Origin of the sequence: Methylobacterium aquaticum (genome assembly GCF_016804325.1) — a bacterium.
Taxonomy (GTDB): Bacteria; Pseudomonadota; Alphaproteobacteria; order Rhizobiales; family Beijerinckiaceae; genus Methylobacterium; species Methylobacterium aquaticum_C.
In genome coordinates this window covers 2,407,855-2,426,704 of the sequence record NZ_CP043627.1, presented here as the reverse complement: position 1 = coordinate 2,426,704, position 18,850 = coordinate 2,407,855, and the positions used below count along the sequence as shown (strand labels likewise).

The following is an 18,850-nucleotide window of genomic DNA, read 5'->3' as shown; positions in this document are numbered from 1 at the left end:
GCCCAGCCGGCGGGCGGTGTGGGACAGTCCGCCCCCGAGGATTCGGACGGCCCCGCGGGTGCCGCCCGGTCGGGTCAGGAAGCGAGGCCGGTTTGGCGCACGAGATGGCGACGGCGCGGGCAACGGTGCGGGTGCGCGCGCCGGCCCGGCTGCATTTCGGCTTCCTCGACCTCCATGGCGGGCTCGGCCGACGCTTCGGCAGCGTCGGGCTCAGCCTGGATGCGCCCGGCATCGACCTCACCGCGACCCGGGCCGATAACCTCCAGGTTACCGGCGCGGACGCGCCCGGCATCGCCGCCGAGTGCGAGCGGGTGCGCGCCTACGCGGCGCTCGCCGCCCGTCACCTCGGCGTGCCGGAGACGGGAGCGTTCCACCTCGCCGACGCGATCCCGGCCCATGCGGGCTTCGGCTCGGGCACGCAGCTCGCCCTCTCGGTGGCGGCGGCGCTCGCGGCGCTCCACGGCGCGCCGTTCTCCCCGGCCGCCTTCGCCGATGCCCTCGACCGCGGCAACCGCTCCGGCGTCGGGCTTGCCGCCTTCGTCACCGGCGGGCTCATCGTCGATGGCGGCCGCGACGACGGCGACGCGCCGCCGCCGGTGATCGCGCGGCTGCCCTTCCCGAAGCGTGGCGGGTGGTGCTGATCCTGGATTCCGGCCGCACCGGCGTGCATGGGGCCGAGGAGCGCCGGGCCTTCCGGGAACTCCCCCGGTTTCCCGCGCCGGAGGCGGCCGAGATCTGCCGCACGGTGCTGATGCAGGTGCTGCCCGCGGTCGTCACGGAGGACGTCGCGCGGTTCGGCGCCGGGATCACCGACATCCAGCGCCGGATCGGCGATTATTTCGCCCCCCACCAGGGCGGGCGCTACGCCAGCGCCGCGGTGGCGGCGGCGCTGGCCGATGTCGAGGCCGCGGGCATCCCGGGCTTCGGGCAGAGTTCCTGGGGGCCGACCGGCTTCGCGCTCGTCGGAGACGAGGCGGCGGCCGAGGCGCTCGCCGCGGCCTTGCGCGCCCGCCATCCGGGTCTGACCCTCCGCATCGCCCGCGGCCGCAACCGCGGCGCGGAGATCGACTGAGCGAGGCGGCGACCCCGTACCAATTGCCACCATCGTCCAGGCCACAGGCGGGGCTCGCAGGCGTAAAGGTGGCACCGAACCTTAAAGCCTCATGCGCGAATCGAGTCGCCGGCGAGCGGCTGTCGCGCTTCGCCGCTCGGAGGAGATGTCGGATGGCCCGCTCGATCCTGCATATGCTGACCCCGCTCAAGCACATGAGCCCGTTCGACGTGAACATGGCGGTGGATGCGGGGTTCGAGGTCGTCTCGACCTATACGAGCGTGGAGCCCGGCGAGGTGGTGCCGCTGGTCCAGGACTCGATCTTCTCCCGCGCGCCGCAGGACGGCACCCGCACGGCCCTCTTCATCGCCGGCAAGAACGCGGAGGCCGCCCTCGACATGGTCGATGCCGCGACCGGCGCCTTCGTGCCGCCCTTCGCCAACCACGTCTTCGCCGATCCGGCGGGCTCGTTCACCACCGGCGCCGCCATGGTGGCCTGCGTGCGCAAGGCGCTGCGGGAGAAGTTCGGCGAGGAGCTGAAGGGGAAGCGCGTCGCGATCTTCGGCGGCACCGGCGTCGTCGCCTATTGCGCCGCGGTCATCGCCGCGCAGGAGGGCGCGCAGCCGGTCATCGTCGGCTATAACGGCCGCGAGCGGGTGGCGACGATCGCCGAGGGCATGCGGGCGCGCTTCGGCGTCGCCGTCGAGGCCGCCGACGGCTCCACGCCCGAAGGCCGCATCGCGGCGGCGCGGGACGCCGAGGTGATCCTGTCGGCCGCGGCCGCGGGCGTGCAGGTCCTGAGCGCCGAGGACCTGACCCAGGCCACCCGCCTCCTCGTCGCCGCGGACGTCAACGCCGTCCCGCCGGCCGGCATCGCCGGGATCGACGTCAACGCCGATGCCGTCCCGCTGCCGAGCGGGCGGGGCGTCGGCATCGGCGCGCTCGCCATCGGCAACGTCAAGTACGGCACCCAGGCCGGCCTGTTCCGCCGCCTGCTTCAGGCCGACCAGCCGCTCGTGCTCGATTTCCGCGAGGCCTACCGCCTCGCCGTCGAGATCACCGACCAGGCGGCGGCGTGACGAGTGAGGCGGTCCTGATCGCGGCGCAATCGGGCCGGGCGCTCGCCGCCGCGGCGCGGCGGGCCGGCTACCGCCCCTTCGTCGCCGACCTGTTCGGCGACGAGGATACGCGGGCGTTGGCCGCCGGCTACCGCCGCGTATCGGGCCGCCTCGGCGACGGGCCGGGGGCCGGGAGCGTGGACGCGGCCTTGTCGCGCCTCGCCGAGGAGGCTGGCGCTCCCATCGGCCTCGTCCTCGGCTCCGGCTTCGAGGGCGCGCCGGAACTGATGCGGCGCCTCGCCGGGCGCCATTCCCTGCTCGGGGCCTCGCCGGATGCCGTCGCGGCGCTCAAGGACCCGGCCGGCTTCGCCGCCCTGTGCGGGCGCCTCGGCATCCCGCATCCGGAGATCGCCCTCGCGCCGGTGCCCGACCCCGAATCCTGGCTCATGAAGCGGCGCGGCGCCTCCGGCGGCGGCCATATCCGGCCGGCCGGCCCCGCGCTCCCCGTGGGCGCCTATCTGCAGCGCCGCGTCCCGGGCCTGCCGCGCTCGCTTGCTGCGCTGACGGATGGACGCGGCATCGCCGTGCTGGCGGTGACGGAGCAATGGACGGCGCCCGGGCCCGGCCGGCCCTTCCGCTATGCCGGCGCCGCCGGGCCGGCCACCCTGCCCGCGACGGTGCGGGAGGCGGCCGAAGCAGCGCTCGCCGCCCTCGTCGCCGCCACGGGGTTGCGCGGCCTCGTCAGCGCCGACCTGCTGGTCGATGGCGAGGCCTGGTGGCTGCTCGAGGTCAATCCCCGGCCCGGCGCCACCCTGGACGTGCTCGATCGCGGGCCGGTGCCGCTGTTTGCCGCCCATCTGGCGGCGGCTGGCGGCCGGCTGCCGGAACACCGCTCGACCTTTCCGGGCGCCGCCGCGACCGAGATTCTGTATGCCGAGGCGGAGATCCCGTCGGTGCCGGCCCTCGACTGGCCCGACTGGGCGATGGACCGGCCGCCTTCCGGCAGCCGCATCGAGGCGGGAGCGCCGATCTGCACGGTGCTGGCCGAGGGGCCGGATGCGGGCACGGCCCGGCTCGCGGTCGCGCGGCGGGCGGCCGACCTGCGGGCGCGGCTCGGGGAGGCTGCCGGCACATTGGCTTTCGCCGATCACCGCCCCATCTTCGACGCGGCATCGCGAGGCTTCCTCTCCCCCGCGGGTGAGCCGGTCCCGCATCCCGTCAGCGTCTTGGACAATGTCTTGGACAATCCCGCATGAACCGGGCACGAAGCATGAGTGACGGTCTCGGCGTCGTGAAGGTCGGCGGCAGCCTCGTGGCCGACCGGGTCCGGCTGTGCCGGCTGCTCGCCGGGCTCGCCGACGGGGCCGACGGCCCGGTGGTGATCGTGCCGGGCGGCGGCGCGCTCGCCGAGGCGGTGCGGACGACCCAAGGCGCCCTCGCCTTTCCCGATCCCCTCGCCCACCGGCTCGCGCTCGGCGCCATGGCGGGCATGGCGCGCATCGTCGCCGCCCTGGAGCCGCGCCTGCACGTGACGCAGGACCCGGCCGAAGCCCTCGCCGCCGCCGCGTGCCGGTCTGGGACCCCTGTGCGCTCGAAGCCGGCCATCCGGAGATTCCCGAGAGCTGGGACGTGACCTCGGACAGCCTGGCGCTCTGGCTCGCGACCCGCCTCCTCGCGACAACCTGCCTGTTGGTGAAATCCGCCGATCCGGCGCCCGGAGCGGGACCGTCGGAACTGGCCCGGGCCGGCCTGGTCGATGCCGCGTTTCCGGGTTTCGCCGCCCGCTTTCCCGGCCGGATCGTGCTCCGCGGCCCCGGCGGCGACCGGCTCTGCCGCGAAACCCTGACGGAGCGCGCCGCGTGAGGGAGCACCTCGTCTTCGTCACCGGGCGCCTCGCCAAGGCGCGGCTGGAAAAAATCGCCGCCGGCCTGCCGCCGGAGCGTTTCGCCTGGACCATCGCGGATGCCGGCGTGAAGGTCGCCGCGCTGATGACCGAGGAAATCATCCGTCGCCGGGTGACGATGCCGGAGGGCGCGACGCGGGTGATCCTGCCCGGGCGCTGCCGGGCCGATCCGGCGGCGCTCGCCGCGCATTTCGGCCTGCCGGTGGAGCGCGGGCCGGACGAGATCGTCGACCTGCCGGTCTTCCTCGGGCTTGCCGGGCGAAAGGTCGACCTGTCGCGCCACGACGTGCGGATCTTCTCCGAGATCGTCGACGCGTCGCGGCTGACGCCCGACGAGATCCTGGTCCGGGCGCTCGATCTCGCCCGGCGCGGGGCCGACGTGATCGATCTCGGCGGGCTGCCGGACACCCCTTCCCGCATCTCGGCGACACCGTGCGGCTGCTCAAGTCCGAGGGTTTGCGGGTCAGCGTCGATTCGTTCTCGGCCGACGAGCTGCGCCAGGGCGCGGCGGCCGGCGCCGATTTCCTCCTCAGCCTCAACGAGGAGACGCTCGACCTCGCCTTCGAGACCGAGGCGGTGCCGGTGCTGGTGCCGCTGCGGCCCGAGGACCTGCCCTCGCTCGACCGGGCGATCGACCGGATGCAGCGGGCCGGCAAGCCCTTCATCGCCGACCCGATCCTCGAGCCGATCCATTTCGGCTTCGCCGCGTCGCTCGTGCGCTACCACGAGACGCGGCGCCGCCACCCGACATCGCCATGATGATGGGCACCGGCAACCTGACCGAGCTCACCGAGGCCGACAGCCTCGGGGTGACGGCCCTGCTGATGGGGGTATGCTCGGAACTGTCGATCGGCAACGTGCTGATCGTGCAGGTCTCGAACCATACGCGCCGCACGGTGGAGGAGCACGACGCCGCCCGCCGGGTGATGTACGCGGCGAGGGCCGATGCCGCCCTGCCTAAAGGTTATGGCCGCGCCCTCCTCGCCCTCCACGACAAGCGGCCCTATACCCAGACTCCTGACGAGATCGCGGCCCTGGCCGCCGAGGTGCGCGACCCCAATTACCGGGTCGCGGTCGCGGAGGACGGGGTGCACATCTACAACCGCGACATCCACAAGGTGGCGCGCGATGCGATGGCGTTCTTCCCCGATCTCGGCGTCGAGGCCGACGGCGCCCACGCCTTCTACCTCGGCGGCGAGCTGACCAAGGCCGAGCTGGCCTGGCGGCTCGGCAAGCGCTACGTGCAGGACGAGGCCCTGGACTGGGGCTGCGCCATGGATGCCGAGGTGGAGGACACCACGCGCTTCAAGGCCCCCGGCCATACGCGCCACAGCGGAAAGCCTTGAAGCCGTGCCGCTGATCCTCGAGACCATCGTGACGACCGCCGCCGCCGACGGGTCCCTGCACCTGGTGCCGTTCGGGCTGATCCGGGAGGGCGAGGATTTCTGGGTGGCGCCGTTCCGGCCCTCGCCGACCATTGCCAACCTGGAGGTGCAGCCGGTCTTCGCCGCCGCCGCGCCGGCGGATGTGCGGGTGATCGCCGGCTGCGTCACCGGCCGGCGCGACTGGCCGACCGTGCCCTGCCGCACGATTCCCGTGCCGCGGCTGGCCGAGGCCTACGGCCATATGGAATTAGAGGTCGTGGAGGTGCGCGACGATCCCGTCCGCCCGCGCTTCCGCGGCCGTGTGGTGCATGCCGAATCGCATCGGCCGTTCCTCGGCCACAACCGGGCGGTCAACGCGGTGCTGGAGGCGGCGATCCTGTCGACGCGCCTGCACATGCTGGCGCCTGAGACGGTGCTGGCCGAGCTGCACCACCACCGAATCGCCGTCGAGAAGACGGCCGGGCCCGCCGAGCGCGAGGCCTGGAACTGGATCGCCGCGAAGGTCGCGGCCGCCTTGCCGCAGGCGGTTGCCGCGTCCCTCGCGGTCGATGACGCGTAAGAACGCGTGAACAGGAGAGATCCGATGAAGCGCATCATCGCGGCGGCCCTGGTCGCCGCCTTCGCGGCGGCCCCCGCTGCCCAGGCCCACGGCCCGACCCGCAAGAAGGTCGAGGAGAAGGTCACGATCAACGCCAGCCCGGACAAGGTCTGGGCCGTGGTCGGCAACTTCCAGGACATGAGCTGGCTGCCGCCGGTCGAGAAGACCGAGGGCAAGGGCGGCAACGAGGTCAAGGCCACCCGCACCCTCACGCTGAAGGGCGGGCCCACCGTCGAGGAAGAGCTCTACAAGTACTCGGCCGATCAGAAGAGCCTGTCGTACCGGATCAACAAGGTCGACGTGAAGGTGCTTCCGGTCAACAACTACTCCTCGACGATCAAGGTCGAGCCGGCCGACGGCGGCAAGGCGTCGGAAGTGGTGTGGGACGGCGCGTTCTACCGCGGCTACATGAACAACGATCCGCCGCCCGAGCTGAGCGACGAGGCGGCGATCAAGGCGGTCAAGGACCTGTACCGCAGCGGCCTCGACAACCTGAAGGCCAAGATCGAGAAGGGCAACTCGTGAGGCGAGCCCGGCGCCTCGCCGGGCTCTGCTTGCTCGTCGGGGCCGGCCTCGCGCCGGTCCCCTCGCGGGCGGCGGAGGCCTTCGTCACCGCGCAGAATTCCGACACGGTCGACGTGGTCGACCTCGACGCCCGCAAGGTGGTGGCGTCGATCCCCGTGAAGGGTGCGCCGGCCGGCATCGCCCTGTCGCCGGACCGGCGCTCCGTCTACGTCACCGCGCCGGAGGGCAAGGCGCTGGTGGTGATCGATGCCGCCTCGCGGCGGATCGAGCGTACGGTGCCGCTCGGCGGCGGTCCCCTCGGGGTCGGGGTGAACCCGGTGAGCGGCGCGGTCTACGTCGCCGACTGGTATGCCAAGCGCCTGTGGGAGGTCGACCCGAAGAGCCTCGCGGTCGTGGCCGAGATCCCGGTCGGCACCTCGCCCTCGGGCATCGCGGTGACGCCGGACGGGAAGTTCCTGCTGGCGGCGGACCGGGACGACGACGCCCTCTCGCTGGTCGACACCGCGACGCGCCAGCGTGTGGCGGTGATCCCGGTCGGCACGCGGCCGTTCGGGGTCACGATCGACCCAGAGGGCAAGCGGGCCTATGCCGCCAATGTCGGCTCGAACGACGTCTCGGTGGTCGACATCGCGGCCCACCGGGAGGTGGGCCGGGTCAAGGTCGGCGAGCGGCCCTACGCGGTGGCGCTGGCCCAGGGCCGGGCCTTCGTGACCGACCAGTATGGCGGCACGGTCAGCACCTTCGACACCGCCACCCTGGAACCGGGGGCCCGCCTCGAGGTCGGCGAGTACCCGGAGGGCATCCAGGCCAGCCCGGACGGCAAGGCGATCTACGTGGCGAACTGGGAATCGAACACCCTCACGGTGATCGATGCCACGGCGCTGACGGTGACCGGACAGGTGAAGACCTCGGACGGACCGCGGGCCTTCGGGCAGTTCCTGCGCTGAGCCGCGGCGGGGCGACCCGTTCGCGGATCGGCACCGAGGGATAGTTCGACGCGAACGGGTTGGTCACCAGCCCGCCTTGCGCCTGCGCCGGTGCGGCGAGCAGCAGCACGAATGCCGCAAGGCCAAGCCGCATCGAAGCCGCGTGGGGCGGATTCACGTGGTTCAGAGTCCCGCGGCCTTGCGCAGGGCTGCGTTGATGCGCTCCTGCCAGCCCGGCCCCTCCTCCTGGAAATGCTCGAGCACGTCGCGGTCGAGGCGCAGGGAGACGGTCTCGCGCACGCCCGGGACGGCCGCCTTCGCGGCGAGCTTCGGCTTGCCCTCGGTCGTCTTGCCGTCGGGGCCTGAGCCCTCCGGCACCTTGCGGGTCACGGCCCGGAACGCGGCCTCCGCGGCTTGCCGGGGGTCGCTGCCGCGGCGGGAACGGTCGAATGCCATCAAGGGTCCTCCTCGGACAGCCCTACCACGGCAGCGGCAAACCCGAAAACGACGAAGGCCCGCCGGCGCACCGACGAGCCTTGAAGAAGGCAGGGTCCACGTTTCAGGGTTTGCGGGTGGTCTCGCGCGATACGCTGGTGACGGCCGTCTCGGCCTCGTATCGACTGTCAGCCCGCCCTGAAGCCACTATCCCTGTCGACAGACATTGGGTGGATTGTCCTGGTCATCGGCATCGGTATGCGTCGCGAGAGGGCTGCAACCTTGAGAATTCATGGCCACCTCCTCGAGTTCGTCTCGATGAAGACTATGCTGCGCCTCTCGGGCAGGGTGGTCAAGAGGGATTCGTAAGCCGGCTGCACGCGATTTCGACGATGGGACGGAACCTGACGAAGGATTAATATTCCGTGCATTCCTGACCGGTTCGACCTTCCTCTGAGGCAGGCATCAGGCCGGCCATGGCAGGCCAAAAACGACGAAGGCCCGCCGGCGCACCGACGAGCCTTAAGGGGCAGGGTCCACGTTTCAGGGTTCTCGGGTGTCGTCGCACGGTACGATGATGACGGCCGTCTCGGCCCAGTACCGTATTTCAGCCCGCCCTGAAGCCACTATCCCTGTCGATCGTAGTCCGGCGGAGTTTCCTGGTCGCCGGCATCGGTCTGTGTCGCGTGAGGGCTGCAACCTTGAGAATTCATGGCTACCTCCTCGAGTTGGTCTCGACGGGGGTTATGCTGCCCGTCCTCGCGGGGATGGTCAAGGGGGATTTGGAGCCGGCTTTTTTTCACTGCCGCGCTGGAACGAATACCCAAGGAAAGGTTTCGGGCGCGCATGAAGGCTGCAGCCATCCCGCTCGCCCCTCCAGGGCTCACGCGACGTGCAGGATGGCATCCTTCATCACCCGGGCGACGATGTCGCAGTTGAGGGCGCTCGCGGCGCAGTGGGTCACCTGCCGGTCGTTATGGTCGTGGTCGAGGCGCGGGTCGCAGGCACTCGCCAGGAAGTAGCCCGCATCCGTGATGCTCATCACGTAGACGTCCGAGGCCTGGCCGGTCCTGCGGTTGATCAGCATGAACTGGGTATAGGCCTGCTCGAAATCGGGCCGGCCGCGCAAGGACGGCCCGCGCTCGACGAGCACGCCGTGGGGCGCGAGCTGGCCGGCCGCCGCCTCCAGGACCTCGGCGGCGATGTCGTGCAGGAGGGCGACGCGCCGGGCATCCTCGGCGGAGAGCGGCGCTTCGGCCTGCGGGTCCGGTGCCGTCGCGGCCTCGCGGCGCCGGCGCTGCTCCTCGAAGAAGCTCCCGAAATCCGACAGCACCACGTCCGGGCACCGGGGAACCGCCACGGTCTCCGTCATCGCACCCTGCTCCTCATCCTCTCCGGGGCGGCGTTTTCCCACCCGGCCCAAGCTCAACTCCCGCCGCGGCCAATCCGATCCTGGCCGATCCTTGGATGCCGGCGGGTCTCTTCCGGACAGAGAGCCGGCGTCGGCGGCAAGCGGCGGTCAGGGGCCCGATCCGAGGGCCGCCGCCACCATCGCGCAGGCGGGATGGCCGGTGCCGGCGACGAGGTCCGCCGCGACGGTCTGCTGCCAGACCAGGAAGCCGCTGCCGCCGAGGGTGAGGATGCCCGAGCGCCCGGCCCGGGCGCCGCCCTCCTCGACGACGACCGACAGGCGAAAGACCTGCCGGGGCGACGGGACCGGGCCGGCGGCGCTCGGCAGCGAGCGGATCGCCGACGGGTTCGCCCGCCGCACCAGGGCGGCGAGGTCGAAGCGCCCGCCCTCGTTGTAGACCGTCAGCACCGGGCGCAGGCGCGCGGCGATGGCGGGGGTCATCGAGGGCAGGCGGTCGATCTCGTCGATGCTGGCGAAGGGCGCGTTGCGCGGCCCCCAGGTCAGGCTTCTCGCGCGGTATTGCGGCAGCTCCGCGCCGCCATTCGGCTCCGGGGTGTCGTCCGGGTCGCGGTAATCGAGGATCTCGGCGCCGAGCGCCAGCGCCTCCCGGTCCGGCACGCCGAGGAGCCGGAACGCCTCCTCCATCGCCGGGCGCGGGCTGGCGTTGAGGTCGATGAGCGTGCCCTGGTCCTGGAGCGACAGGAAGGCCGTGCGCCCCGGCGCCAGCGGGCAGGCGGTCACGGTACCGTCCTCCGGCAGGCCGGCGCCGGAGCGGCGATAGGTCCGGTTCACGTCGAGCTGATAGCCGATCAGCCGGGCGATGCCGTCCGCCGCGCCCTGGAGCCGCACCGCCCCGGCCCGGGCCTGGGCGAGGCCGGTGGCGGAGCGCACCTGGAGGATCGCCGCCGCCAGCACCGCGCCGACGACGATGAAGATCGCCAGCACCGAGAGCAGCACGAAGCCGGCTTCGCCCGCGTCGGCGGGGGCCTCGCTCGGAGCGGTCACGGGCCGGAATCGAGGGCGATCAGGAGCGGGGGCCATCGGCGGTGATCCGCGGGAGGAAAGGCGACCTGGATCTCGACCAAGAGCGGCGGCCGGTCCGGCCGCGACCAGGCCGGCAGCCAGAGCGGCCGGGCGCCGCGTGACGGCGCGCCGTAATAGCGAAATCCGAGGCCGGCGATCCGCCCGAGGATCGCCTCGCTGCGGGGCGTCATCGATTGCCCCGGCAGCGCCTCGGCCTCGCTGCGGCTTTCCAGGAGGTCGAAGGCTCCCGGCCCGCCGGGCACGCGCGCGAGGGTCATGGCGATCTCGGTCGGGCGTTCCAGGGTCTGGTCGGGGGCGAGCACCGCGACGAGCCCGTCCGAGGCCCCGCGCAGGGTGGGCCGGCGCCCGTCGGGGCGGTTCTGGGCCAGGCTGCCCAGGGTGCGCCGGAGGTGGTCGCGGACCGACTGTACCTCCTCCGCCCCCGCCGCGCGGGCTGCGGCGGCCGAGGCCCCGCCGGCGATCCGCACGGCGTTGAGCAGCAGCACCCGATCAACCCCGCCAGCGCGAGGCAGACCAGGGTCTCGACCAGGGTGAACCCGGCCTGCCCCGCGTCGGGCGGCTCCCGGCTCATTCGGGCTTCTCCGGGATCAGCGTGGCGTAGAGCGGCACGGCCGCGGGGCCCGTCACGCGGACCTGCCAGAGCGGCGGCACCCGGCCGAGGCCGAGGACCGGGCGAAGGTCGGCGATGGCGAGCGTCCAGGGCGTCCCGTCGGAGAAGACGCCCTGCACCAGGCCCGGCCGCAGCGGGCCCTCGGCGAGGCGGCGCAGGACCACGCCCTCCGCCTCGTCGGCGGCGACGCGGCTCGCCTCGATCCGCCGGACGGCCGCGGCCGCGGTGCCGGCGATCTGGAACGCCATGAGGGTGGCGGCGGCGGCGATGCCGAACGCCACCAGCACCTCGACGGTGGTGAAGCCCTCCTCGTCCCGCTCCCCGGCCCGCCGGACGACCCGCCGGAGCCAGGCTCCCATGGCGCCCGTCACGGTCCGTCCTCCCGCCGCACCCGGCCGGTCAGCGCGCTGAGCGAGAGGGTCCGGCGCGCGCTTCCTGCGGCGAGCAGGATCCGTCCGCCGGTCGAGCTGCCGTCGGGCAGGAGGTGCAGCTCCCCCGGCACCGGACGGCCGACCGGGCCGGGCTCGACCGCGACCGCGAGGCTGCCGACCGGGATCGGGACCGCGCCCGGGCGGGAACTGAGGAAGAGCCGCCCTTGCGGCTCGAAGGCGAGGCGCCCGGCCCGGCCGGTGCGGATCGCCTCGGCCCGCAGGCGGCCGATCTCGGCGGCGATGGTCTCGGAGACCAGCAGGGTGCGCCGGTCGAGGGCGCCGGGGCCGAGGGACTGGAACGCGACCCCGGCGGCGAGGCCCAGGATCGCCATCGTCACCAGCATCTCGACGAGGGTGAACCCCGCTTCCGCCCCGTTCCCGCGCATCAGCCGGCGGGCCCGAGCAGGAGGGCGGCGTGGAGGCCGAGCGCCAGGAACGGGCCGAACGGCAGGGCCGTCTCGCGCCCGAACCTCCGTCCGGCGAGCGCCATGAGCCCGATCGCCGCCAGCGCCGACAGGCTCGCGGCCAGGATCAGCACCGGCAGGCCCGACAACCCGGTCCAGGCGGCCGCCGCGGCGATGAACTTCACGTCGCCGAGGCCGAGCCCGATCCGGCCGCTCGCCCGGGCGTGCAGGGCGCGCAATCCCCGGAACAGCCCGTAGGCGAGGCCGGCCTCCAGGAGACCGATCCCGATCCCCGCGATCCCGTCCCGCCACCCTGCGAGGCCGAGGCCGAGGCCGAGGAGCGCCAGGGTGAGGGCGTCCGGGATGATCCGGTGGCGCAGGTCGATCACGCTCGCCGGCAGGGTCAGCGGCAGCGGCAGCAGGGCGGGCAGCACCGTGCCGGCGAGGAGGGCGGCGGACATCAGGCGGGCCGGGGCGAGCGGGCCCGGGGCGCCGCCGGGGCGAGGGCGAGGATCCGGTCCGCGGGGATCCGCGCCGGACCGGCCGGCCGCATCGGCTCGGCGACGGCGGGCGGGGGCGTCACGGGCGACGGCACGGCCGGAGGCAGCGCGGCGTCGCCCGCGGGCTCGACCACGCGCGCCGCGGGCTCGGTCAGGACCTCGACCGGCGCGAGGGCTGGGGCCGGCACGGCCTCGGGCTCCGGCACCGGGGAGGAGTTTCGTGCCGCCGCGGCCCGTGTGGCCTGGCGCATGGTCCATTCGCGCAGGTGCAGCCAGTAGAAATAGGCGGCCAGCGAGGCGGCCATGACGGCGCACAGCCACAGGGACAGCAGCAGGCCGGCGGGCACGACGCCGTTCAGCTCGCGCATCAGCCCGAGGGCGAAGGCGGTGTACCAGGACACGCCGGAGATCGCGCCGGAGACCAGGAAGATGCCGGTGCGCACGCCCGACACACCGTCGAGCATCGGCTGGCGGATGTCGCGCAAGACCCCCGGCAGCACGACGGCGTGGATCAGCAGGCCGTTGACGGTGAGAACCACGACCACGGTGATCTTCGCCAGCAGCTTCGGGTTGCCGAACTTCTCCGGCGATTCCGCCGCGTAGACCGCGAGGAAGCCGAGCCCCGAGAGCCAGAGCAGGCCGAGGCCGACCGTGACGACCTTGCTGATGAACAGGAAGATGCGGGAGATCTCCGCCGGCAGGCTGCCCCAGCGCATCCAGCGCAGGATCCAGAAATCGAGCATCGTCGCGCCGCCGAGACCGAAGCACAGCCCGAGGAGGTGGAGGGCAACGAGCAGCGTCAGGACGCGGATCGGCGGGAACGGCGCCGGCAGCGCGACGCTCAGCGGCTCGGCGGCGAGCGCGCCGCCGCCCAGCGCGAGGAGGCTCGCGAGCGAGAGCGCCGCCACCGTCGGCCCCGCGAGTCCGCGCCCGCGCCGTCCATCCGCGCGGGCCGGGCCGCCTGTGGACGAGCGGCCTGCTGAGCGGTCCATGCGTCTCCCCTGCCCCAAAGCCTCGCCTTACGGGGTTCGATCCTGGCCTGAATTGGATAACAAAGTCCGACTCGCGCGGCTCTCCATCCCGGTCACGACCGGCAGTGAGGGCTTCTTTACGAAGAGACGGCACCTTCGCGCGGCGAATGTCCGTCTGCCCCGAGGCCGCACGATGCTCACCACAACTCTCCCGGATCGCCGCGTGCCGCAGGAGACCCCGTCCGAGGACCGGCGCGGCGGCGAGGCCGGCTTCTCCCTGGTCGAGCTGCTGGTCGTCCTGGCGATCATCGGCATGATCGCCACCATGGTGACGCCGCAGGTGCTCGGCTATCTCGGCCGCGCCAAGGGCGAGACGGCCCGCATCCAGGTCAAGAACATCGCCCAGGCGGTCGAGCTCTACTACCTCGATCTCGGTGCCTACCCGACCTCCCAGCAGGGGCTGCAGGCCCTGGTGCAGCCGAGCGGCCCGGGCTGGCGCGGCCCCTACGTGCGCGACGCCCGCGGCCTCACCGATCCCTGGGGCCACGCCTATCTCTACCGCTCGCCCGGCGCCGCCGGGACGCCGTTCGAGGTCTACAGCCTGGGGGCCGACGGCAAGGCCGGCGGGACCGGCGACCAGGCCGACGTGGCCAGCAACTGATCCCGGGCCGGCGCCGCGACGGCGGCTTCCGGCCCCGCGACCGGGAGCCCGCGGCGACGGGCGAGGCATCGGGGTGGCGGCCTCGGCTCGCTCGTGCCCGTGCGGCCCTCGGACGACGCGGCCTTTGCCGATCCTCCGACGGCCCCGTCGCGTCTATCCGTACGATTGTCGGGATCGTTCGCTAATCGAACCTGCCGGTTCGGCAGTCCTGATGCTCGTTCTCCACAATCGATCCAAGTCGCCTCGATGAGCGAGGACCCCGTCGGCGCCGGTCTCTCCTGGTCCTCGGCGCGCCGGGGCGCCCGTCGGAGGCCGGATTGCTCCGGCATGCGGCTCGCCGAGGCTGCAATCGGGCGGCCGGCGCAGGACGGCAGCGGGTCGTACGGGTCTTCCTCAACCCGCTATTAACCATACCTCTCCTAAGGTTCGCCCCATCGACGGGCGGGTGATGGGGACGGCGGCGTGATGATGAGAGGTGCGCCTGTCCTCGCCCTGGCGCTCGCCTGCGGCTGGCCGCTGACCGCCCACGGCGCCGAGCCCCTCGGGCCGTTCGGCCCACGGGAGACCGGAGCCCTGGTGATGCGCGGCGACGACCGCCTGATCGGCGGCGAGGCTCCGGCCCGGGAGCCGATCGCGGGCGGACCGGTGAGCCTCAACCTCGTCGAGGTGCCGCTGCCGGTGGCCGCCAAGGCGGTCTTCGCCGATACGCTCGGCTGGGGCTACAGCCTGGACGAGCGCGCTTCCGGCACCATCACACTCCAGACCGGCGGGCCGGTGAGCCGCGAGGCCCTGCTCCGGATGTTCGAGACCGCGCTGGCGAGCCGCGGCCTGTCCCTGCGCCGCCAGGGCCGCAGCGTCCAGATCGTGCCCGCGGGCGGGGCGGCGTCCGAGGTCCGGCCGGTCCAGGGCGTCGGGGCCGAATCGGGCGCGGTCGCCGTGCCCCTGCGCTGGATCTCGGCCGCCGAGATGCAGGCGATCCTGGGCGCGGTGGCCCCGCGCGAGGTGGTGCTGCGGGCCGACCGGGCGCGCAACCTGCTGATCCTCTCCGGCGACGCCAACCAGATCCGGGTCCTGCGCCAGACCATCGCGGTGTTCGACGTCGACTGGATGCGCGGCATGTCGACCGCGATGGTGCCGGTGCGCAGCGCCAACCCGGTGGCGATCGCCCGCGACCTGACCCAGATCTTCGGCGGCGAGACCGCCGGCACCGGCGACGTGATCCGCTTCATCCCCAACGAGGCGCTGAACGCGGTCCTGGTGGTGAGTTCCCGCGCCGCCTATCTCGATCGCGCCCGGGCGCTGCTCGCCGAGCTCGAGACCCTCGCGGCCGACCGCGAGCGCCAGCTCTTCGTCTACCGGATCCAGAACCGCTCCGCCAAGGAACTCGCCGCCGTGCTCCAGGGCGTGGTGATGTCGGAGATGGGCGGGGCCTACGGCATGGCGGGCGGAATGGCCGGGATGTCCGGCATGGGCGGCTATGGCGGCGGCATGGGTGGGGGCTACGGCGGCGCGTCCGGCGGCTACGCCGCCATGGGCGGCGGCCTCGGCGGACCGGGCAGCGGCTTGGGCGCCGGCGGCCCGGGTGCGGGAGCCTCGGCCGGCGGGGCCATGGGAAGCGGGGGACTGGCCGGCGGGGGATCGGCCGGCTCGCCCTCGACCTCGGGCTGGGCCTCGGGCGGATCCGGCGGCGAGTCCGGTTCCGGCGGGACGGGCCTCGGCGGCATGTCCGGCGGGCTCGGGGCCGGCGGGCTCGGAAGCGGCGCAGTCGGGGCCGGCGGGGGCGGCCTGTTCGGCGGCGGCGCCTATGGCGGAGCCGGCTACGGCGGCGGCTACGGCGGCGGCTTCGAGGGCGGCGGCGCCGGGATGCGGCGCGACGCCATCGGCATCGTGGCGGACGACGCCAACAACAGCCTAGTGATCTCGGCGACCCGCACCCAGTACGACAAGATCCTGCGCATCCTCGGCCGCCTCGACGCGATGCCGACCCAGGTGCTGCTCGAGACGGTCATCGCCGAGGTGACCCTCAACGACAGCCTGGCTTTCGGCGTGCAGTGGTTCCTCAAGAACCGCGGCGACCGCTTCAACCTCGCCAGCGCCGACACCGACAAGGCGGCGGTGACGAACGGCACCGCGGGCCTGATCACCGCGGCGATGCGCGGGGTGCCGGGCTTCAACTACCTGCTCGCCGGGACCGACTTCAACGTGGTGCTCAACGCGCTCCAGGGCGTGACCCGGGTCAACGTGATCTCGTCGCCCAACATCACGGTGCTCGACAACCGCACCGCCAAGCTCCAGGTCGGCGACCAGGTGCCGATCATCAAGCAGACCGGCCAGAGCGCGCTCGTCGCCGGGGCGCCGATCCTCAACCAGATCGAGATGAAGGATACCGGCGTGATCCTTTCGGTCACGCCGCGGGTCAACAAGAACGGCCTCGTCGTGCTCGACATCAACCAGGAGGTCAGCGACGTCGTCCCGACGACGACCTCGGCGATCGACTCGCCGACGATCCGCCAGCGCCGGGTCGCGACCAGCGTCGCGGTGCGGGACGGGCACAGCCTGGCGATCGGCGGCATGGTGCAGGAGAAGGCGCAGATCACCAACGAGAGCCTGCCGGTGCTGGGCGACCTGCCGGTGATCGGTCCGGCCTTCCGCAACCGGGTCGACCAGCGGGTGCGGACCGAACTGCTGGTGTTCATCCGGCCGCGGGTGATCCGCAGCACGGTCGAGGCCGACCGCATCGCCGAGGATTTCCGCCAGCAGTTCCGCACGATGATGCCGGTGCGCCCGGTCCTGCCGCCCCCGCCCCTGCCGACCGCGCATCAGGGCTCGGAGGGGATCTTGCGGCGGATGCTGGATTGATACCAGCGGCCCAAGATGCTGACGCATCAGGCCGTTGACCCTTCTCGAATTTTCGACGCCAAGCTCGGAAGTCCGGAACCTTGGGATTGACGAGGACTCGAGAACGGAATCGACGGTCGCTTTCGACGACCGTCAGTATGACACCGGTTCCACAAGAGTCCTTCCGGAACAGGTATCGAAAGCCCCCCGCGGTGGTGCCTCCGACTCCACCGCGGGGGCGAAGCCGAACTCCGCGTTGCCCATGCGATCCGACAGGATCGCCCGAAGCAATCCGTCGGATTTCGCATGATCCCGGGGGCGGCTGGCAGCCTCTGCCGCGCGGGCGATGGGACCGACGCCGTCGACGCGCCGGTCACGTGGTCTCGAAGGCGAGGGCGGCATCCCAGGCGCATTGGGCGGCCAGCTCGGCCGCGAACAACCATGACAGCCGAGCCCGCTCGGCCTCGACCACCGGCCCGTCCACCGCCACCGGGCGGCAGCGGGCGGCGAGCCCCGGCACGATGAAATCGGGATTGTGCAGGGCGTGGTCGGAGGCTTGCGTGAAGAATGGCCGGTCACCCCAGTCGAGATAGCTCTCGGCGGGCAGACCCTCGGCCAGCAGGATGTCATGGGCGTCGAGTTCGACGTGCCAGTACGTGACGGCTGCGGCGGGCTCGCGGGCGATGCTGGTGCCGTTGATCAGGCACATCACCGGCACGAGGTGGCCGCCCGCGCCGTCCTGGTCGGCGCCGACGAGGACCGGGTGGCCGGGAGACAGGCGCAGGTCGCGGGCGGGCAGCCCCGCCCCGAAGGCGCCGGCGCGGATGTGGATCGGCTGCTGGTCGTGGTGCAGGGCCTTGCCGGCACCGTCGATGTGGCGGTGGCCGATCCAGACGACTGGCCGCAGGGCGCCGGAGGCGGTCACCGCATGGTCGCCGACCCGCAACTCTTCCACGGCCACCTCGCCCCGGGCGGTGCGGATCAGGGTGCCGGTGGTGAAGCACACGACGGGGCCGGCATGGGCATTGAGGGAGGAGAAGGAATAGTCGGCCGGGGCGATCCGCTCCAGGTCGTTGGTGCGCAGCCCGACCCCGCCCGTGACCTGGACGATGCCCGGGGTCGGCGCGCCGCCCACGGAGGGTGTCGCAGCCCACGAAACCTTGGTGTTGAAGTTGAAATCGAGGGAGGAAATTTCCCGGTACTCGGACGCGCCGTCGGCCCTGAAGTAATGCAGGTTCTGCCAGTCCGACGCGATCTGGCTCAGCCGGGTCGCGTCCGCCTTCAGGGCCGGAGACCGGGCACTGGCATTGAGGCCCTGTGATGCGTTTCTGATGTCGAGCGCGACCTGTTGTGATTGTGCCTTGTCGACGTTCGTTCCATTGCTTTCATAAAGAGTGCTGAACTGACGAATGATGTTCGCGGTCGCGGTGATCTGGGAATTGAGTGCGGCGTCGTCCACCCCGGCGCGGGCCTTGGCCGTATAGTCGGCGACATCCTGCTGTTGGAGGCGGTTGATGTCGCCGAGCAGGTCGGCTGCTTCGCTGCCATACATCTCGGAGCCGGCGCGGACCTGGACCGAGACGCTGCTGCCGGAGAAGGCCCCTCCGGGCGCGAACGTGTACTGGCTTCGTACGCCGAACACGCCCCCCTGGTTGAGCAACTCGTCTTCCTTGCTGTTGGCCTGGACGGTCAGGTCGACCGAGCCGACATTGGGATTCAAGGAAAATGCGATGTAGTCGACAGGATCAGTCGCGGCCGCTCTGAAGGTGCTGCCTGAGATGCCGCCTTCACCGGATTGCACGGTGTGAAAGGCGAAGTTCAGCCGGGCGGCGCCGTCAGCATTACTGGCGGAGAGGCGTCCCCCATCGTCGGGGGTTGCCGACTGATTATTGTTCGGTTCGTTGTCCCCAGCCATTGTGCAACCTGTAATTGTATCGATGGATGCGTCTAGAAACTAACAAAAGATATTCTGGGCGCTATTGCTTCAGAGCAACACTCAGAAAAGATTTATCACAGTATTAATGGTAGGCATCTTTCGTCGCATCGAGCGCATTACAGATAAAAACAAATAGGAATATTTCCATTATTTAACAAAATTG

16 protein-coding genes and 4 pseudogenes are annotated in these 18,850 nt (G+C 72.1%); 10 read left to right on the top strand and 10 right to left on the bottom strand.

Going from position 1 to position 18,850, the window contains the following annotated elements:
* Positions 1-104: 104 nt before the first annotated feature.
* The 8 genes and pseudogenes from F1D61_RS10880 to F1D61_RS10845 all read left to right on the top strand — a co-directional run bounded on the left by F1D61_RS10880 (position 105) and on the right by F1D61_RS10845 (position 7,467).
* Positions 105-1,072: pseudogene (locus F1D61_RS10880) on the top strand (beta-ribofuranosylaminobenzene 5'-phosphate synthase family protein).
* A 152-nt stretch (positions 1,073-1,224) separates the two neighbouring features.
* Positions 1,225-2,130 (top strand): NAD(P)-dependent methylenetetrahydromethanopterin dehydrogenase, encoded by a 906-nt coding sequence (locus tag F1D61_RS10875; protein ID WP_203157851.1) that lies wholly within the window; start codon positions 1,225-1,227, stop codon positions 2,128-2,130.
* The gene (locus F1D61_RS10870) at positions 2,127-3,365 is read left to right on the top strand and encodes an ATP-grasp domain-containing protein (RefSeq protein WP_203157850.1); all 1,239 of its coding nucleotides are present in this window, start codon (positions 2,127-2,129) and stop codon (positions 3,363-3,365) included. The genes F1D61_RS10875 and F1D61_RS10870 overlap by 4 nt, the downstream gene beginning before the upstream one ends.
* A 14-nt stretch (positions 3,366-3,379) precedes the next feature.
* Positions 3,380-3,972, top strand: a pseudogene (locus F1D61_RS10865) (uridylate kinase).
* Positions 3,969-5,358, top strand: a pseudogene (locus F1D61_RS10860) (DUF6513 domain-containing protein). Before F1D61_RS10865 ends, F1D61_RS10860 begins: the two co-directional pseudogenes overlap by 4 nt.
* A 4-nt stretch (positions 5,359-5,362) precedes the next feature.
* Entirely contained in the window at positions 5,363-5,956 is a 594-nt protein-coding gene (locus F1D61_RS10855; protein ID WP_203157849.1) for a DUF447 domain-containing protein, read from the top strand.
* 24 nt (positions 5,957-5,980) lie between these two features.
* Positions 5,981-6,520, top strand: coding sequence for an SRPBCC family protein (locus F1D61_RS10850; RefSeq protein ID WP_203157848.1), 540 nt, complete (start codon positions 5,981-5,983; stop codon positions 6,518-6,520).
* Positions 6,517-7,467, top strand: a complete 951-nt coding sequence (locus F1D61_RS10845; RefSeq protein WP_432443247.1) for a beta-propeller fold lactonase family protein — start codon at positions 6,517-6,519, stop codon at positions 7,465-7,467. The genes F1D61_RS10850 and F1D61_RS10845 overlap by 4 nt, the downstream gene beginning before the upstream one ends.
* A gap of 162 nt (positions 7,468-7,629) precedes the next feature.
* On the opposite strand, the gene F1D61_RS10840 is transcribed toward F1D61_RS10845, so the two are convergent.
* From F1D61_RS10840 to F1D61_RS34080, 9 genes and pseudogenes are all read right to left on the bottom strand, one after another.
* Positions 7,630-7,902 (bottom strand): BrnA antitoxin family protein, encoded by a 273-nt coding sequence (locus F1D61_RS10840; RefSeq protein ID WP_203157847.1) that lies wholly within the window; start codon positions 7,900-7,902, stop codon positions 7,630-7,632.
* An 862-nt stretch (positions 7,903-8,764) separates the two neighbouring features.
* A complete protein-coding gene (locus tag F1D61_RS10835) occupies positions 8,765-9,253 on the bottom strand; it encodes a hypothetical protein (RefSeq protein WP_203157846.1) in 489 nt (162 codons plus the stop codon).
* A 147-nt stretch (positions 9,254-9,400) separates the two neighbouring features.
* Positions 9,401-10,297, bottom strand: coding sequence for a general secretion pathway protein GspK (locus F1D61_RS10830; RefSeq protein WP_246775825.1), 897 nt, complete (start codon positions 10,295-10,297; stop codon positions 9,401-9,403).
* Complete coding sequence (locus F1D61_RS34085) at positions 10,294-10,821, bottom strand: general secretion pathway protein GspJ (RefSeq protein WP_246775824.1); 528 nt, start codon at positions 10,819-10,821, stop codon at positions 10,294-10,296. Before F1D61_RS34085 ends, F1D61_RS10830 begins: the two co-directional genes overlap by 4 nt.
* 2 nt (positions 10,822-10,823) lie before the next feature.
* A pseudogene (locus tag F1D61_RS35350) lies at positions 10,824-10,907 on the bottom strand (type II secretion system protein); the annotation flags it as partial.
* Positions 10,904-11,317: a type IV pilus modification PilV family protein gene (locus F1D61_RS10815; protein ID WP_203157842.1), complete on the bottom strand. Its 414-nt coding sequence runs from the start codon at positions 11,315-11,317 to the stop codon at positions 10,904-10,906. The gene F1D61_RS10815 and the pseudogene F1D61_RS35350, both read right to left, overlap by 4 nt.
* Complete coding sequence (locus tag F1D61_RS10810; protein ID WP_203157841.1) at positions 11,314-11,763, bottom strand: prepilin-type N-terminal cleavage/methylation domain-containing protein; 450 nt, start codon at positions 11,761-11,763, stop codon at positions 11,314-11,316. The genes F1D61_RS10815 and F1D61_RS10810 overlap by 4 nt, the downstream gene beginning before the upstream one ends.
* Positions 11,763-12,242, bottom strand: a complete 480-nt coding sequence (locus F1D61_RS10805) for a prepilin peptidase (protein WP_203157840.1) — start codon at positions 12,240-12,242, stop codon at positions 11,763-11,765. The genes F1D61_RS10810 and F1D61_RS10805 overlap by 1 nt, the downstream gene beginning before the upstream one ends.
* Complete coding sequence (locus tag F1D61_RS34080; RefSeq protein ID WP_246775823.1) at positions 12,242-13,273, bottom strand: hypothetical protein; 1,032 nt, start codon at positions 13,271-13,273, stop codon at positions 12,242-12,244. Before F1D61_RS34080 ends, F1D61_RS10805 begins: the two co-directional genes overlap by 1 nt.
* A 172-nt stretch (positions 13,274-13,445) precedes the next feature.
* Here F1D61_RS34080 and gspG point away from each other — a divergent pair, with 172 nt between their 5' ends.
* The gene (gspG, locus tag F1D61_RS10795) at positions 13,446-13,913 is read left to right on the top strand and encodes a type II secretion system major pseudopilin GspG (RefSeq protein ID WP_203157839.1); all 468 of its coding nucleotides are present in this window, start codon (positions 13,446-13,448) and stop codon (positions 13,911-13,913) included.
* A 465-nt stretch (positions 13,914-14,378) separates the two neighbouring features.
* Positions 14,379-16,772, top strand: coding sequence for a type II secretion system secretin GspD (gene gspD / locus F1D61_RS10790; RefSeq protein WP_203157838.1), 2,394 nt, complete (start codon positions 14,379-14,381; stop codon positions 16,770-16,772).
* 352 nt (positions 16,773-17,124) lie between these two features.
* Here the strand turns inward: gspD and F1D61_RS35345 are convergent, their stop codons facing one another.
* The gene (locus F1D61_RS35345) at positions 17,125-18,666 is read right to left on the bottom strand and encodes a Hint domain-containing protein (protein ID WP_246775821.1); all 1,542 of its coding nucleotides are present in this window, start codon (positions 18,664-18,666) and stop codon (positions 17,125-17,127) included.
* Positions 18,667-18,850 lie beyond the last annotated feature (184 nt).

What these genes read in the sequence shown, in the direction of transcription:
- F1D61_RS10875 (WP_203157851.1), top strand. Translation starts at nt 1,225, where the DNA reads ATGGCCCGCTCGATCCTGCATATGCTGACCCCGCTCAAGCACATGAGC.
- F1D61_RS10850 (WP_203157848.1), top strand. Translation starts at nt 5,981, where the DNA reads ATGAAGCGCATCATCGCGGCGGCCCTGGTCGCCGCCTTCGCGGCGGCC.
- F1D61_RS10840 (WP_203157847.1), bottom strand. Translation starts at nt 7,902, where the DNA reads ATGGCATTCGACCGTTCCCGCCGCGGCAGCGACCCCCGGCAAGCCGCG.
- F1D61_RS10835 (WP_203157846.1), bottom strand. Translation starts at nt 9,253, where the DNA reads ATGACGGAGACCGTGGCGGTTCCCCGGTGCCCGGACGTGGTGCTGTCG.
- F1D61_RS10810 (WP_203157841.1), bottom strand. Translation starts at nt 11,763, where the DNA reads ATGCGCGGGAACGGGGCGGAAGCGGGGTTCACCCTCGTCGAGATGCTG.
- F1D61_RS10805 (WP_203157840.1), bottom strand. Translation starts at nt 12,242, where the DNA reads ATGTCCGCCGCCCTCCTCGCCGGCACGGTGCTGCCCGCCCTGCTGCCG.
- F1D61_RS34080 (WP_246775823.1), bottom strand. Translation starts at nt 13,273, where the DNA reads ATGGACCGCTCAGCAGGCCGCTCGTCCACAGGCGGCCCGGCCCGCGCG.
- gspG (WP_203157839.1), top strand. Translation starts at nt 13,446, where the DNA reads ATGCTCACCACAACTCTCCCGGATCGCCGCGTGCCGCAGGAGACCCCG.
- gspD (WP_203157838.1), top strand. Translation starts at nt 14,379, where the DNA reads ATGATGAGAGGTGCGCCTGTCCTCGCCCTGGCGCTCGCCTGCGGCTGG.
- F1D61_RS35345 (WP_246775821.1), bottom strand. Translation starts at nt 18,666, where the DNA reads ATGGCTGGGGACAACGAACCGAACAATAATCAGTCGGCAACCCCCGAC.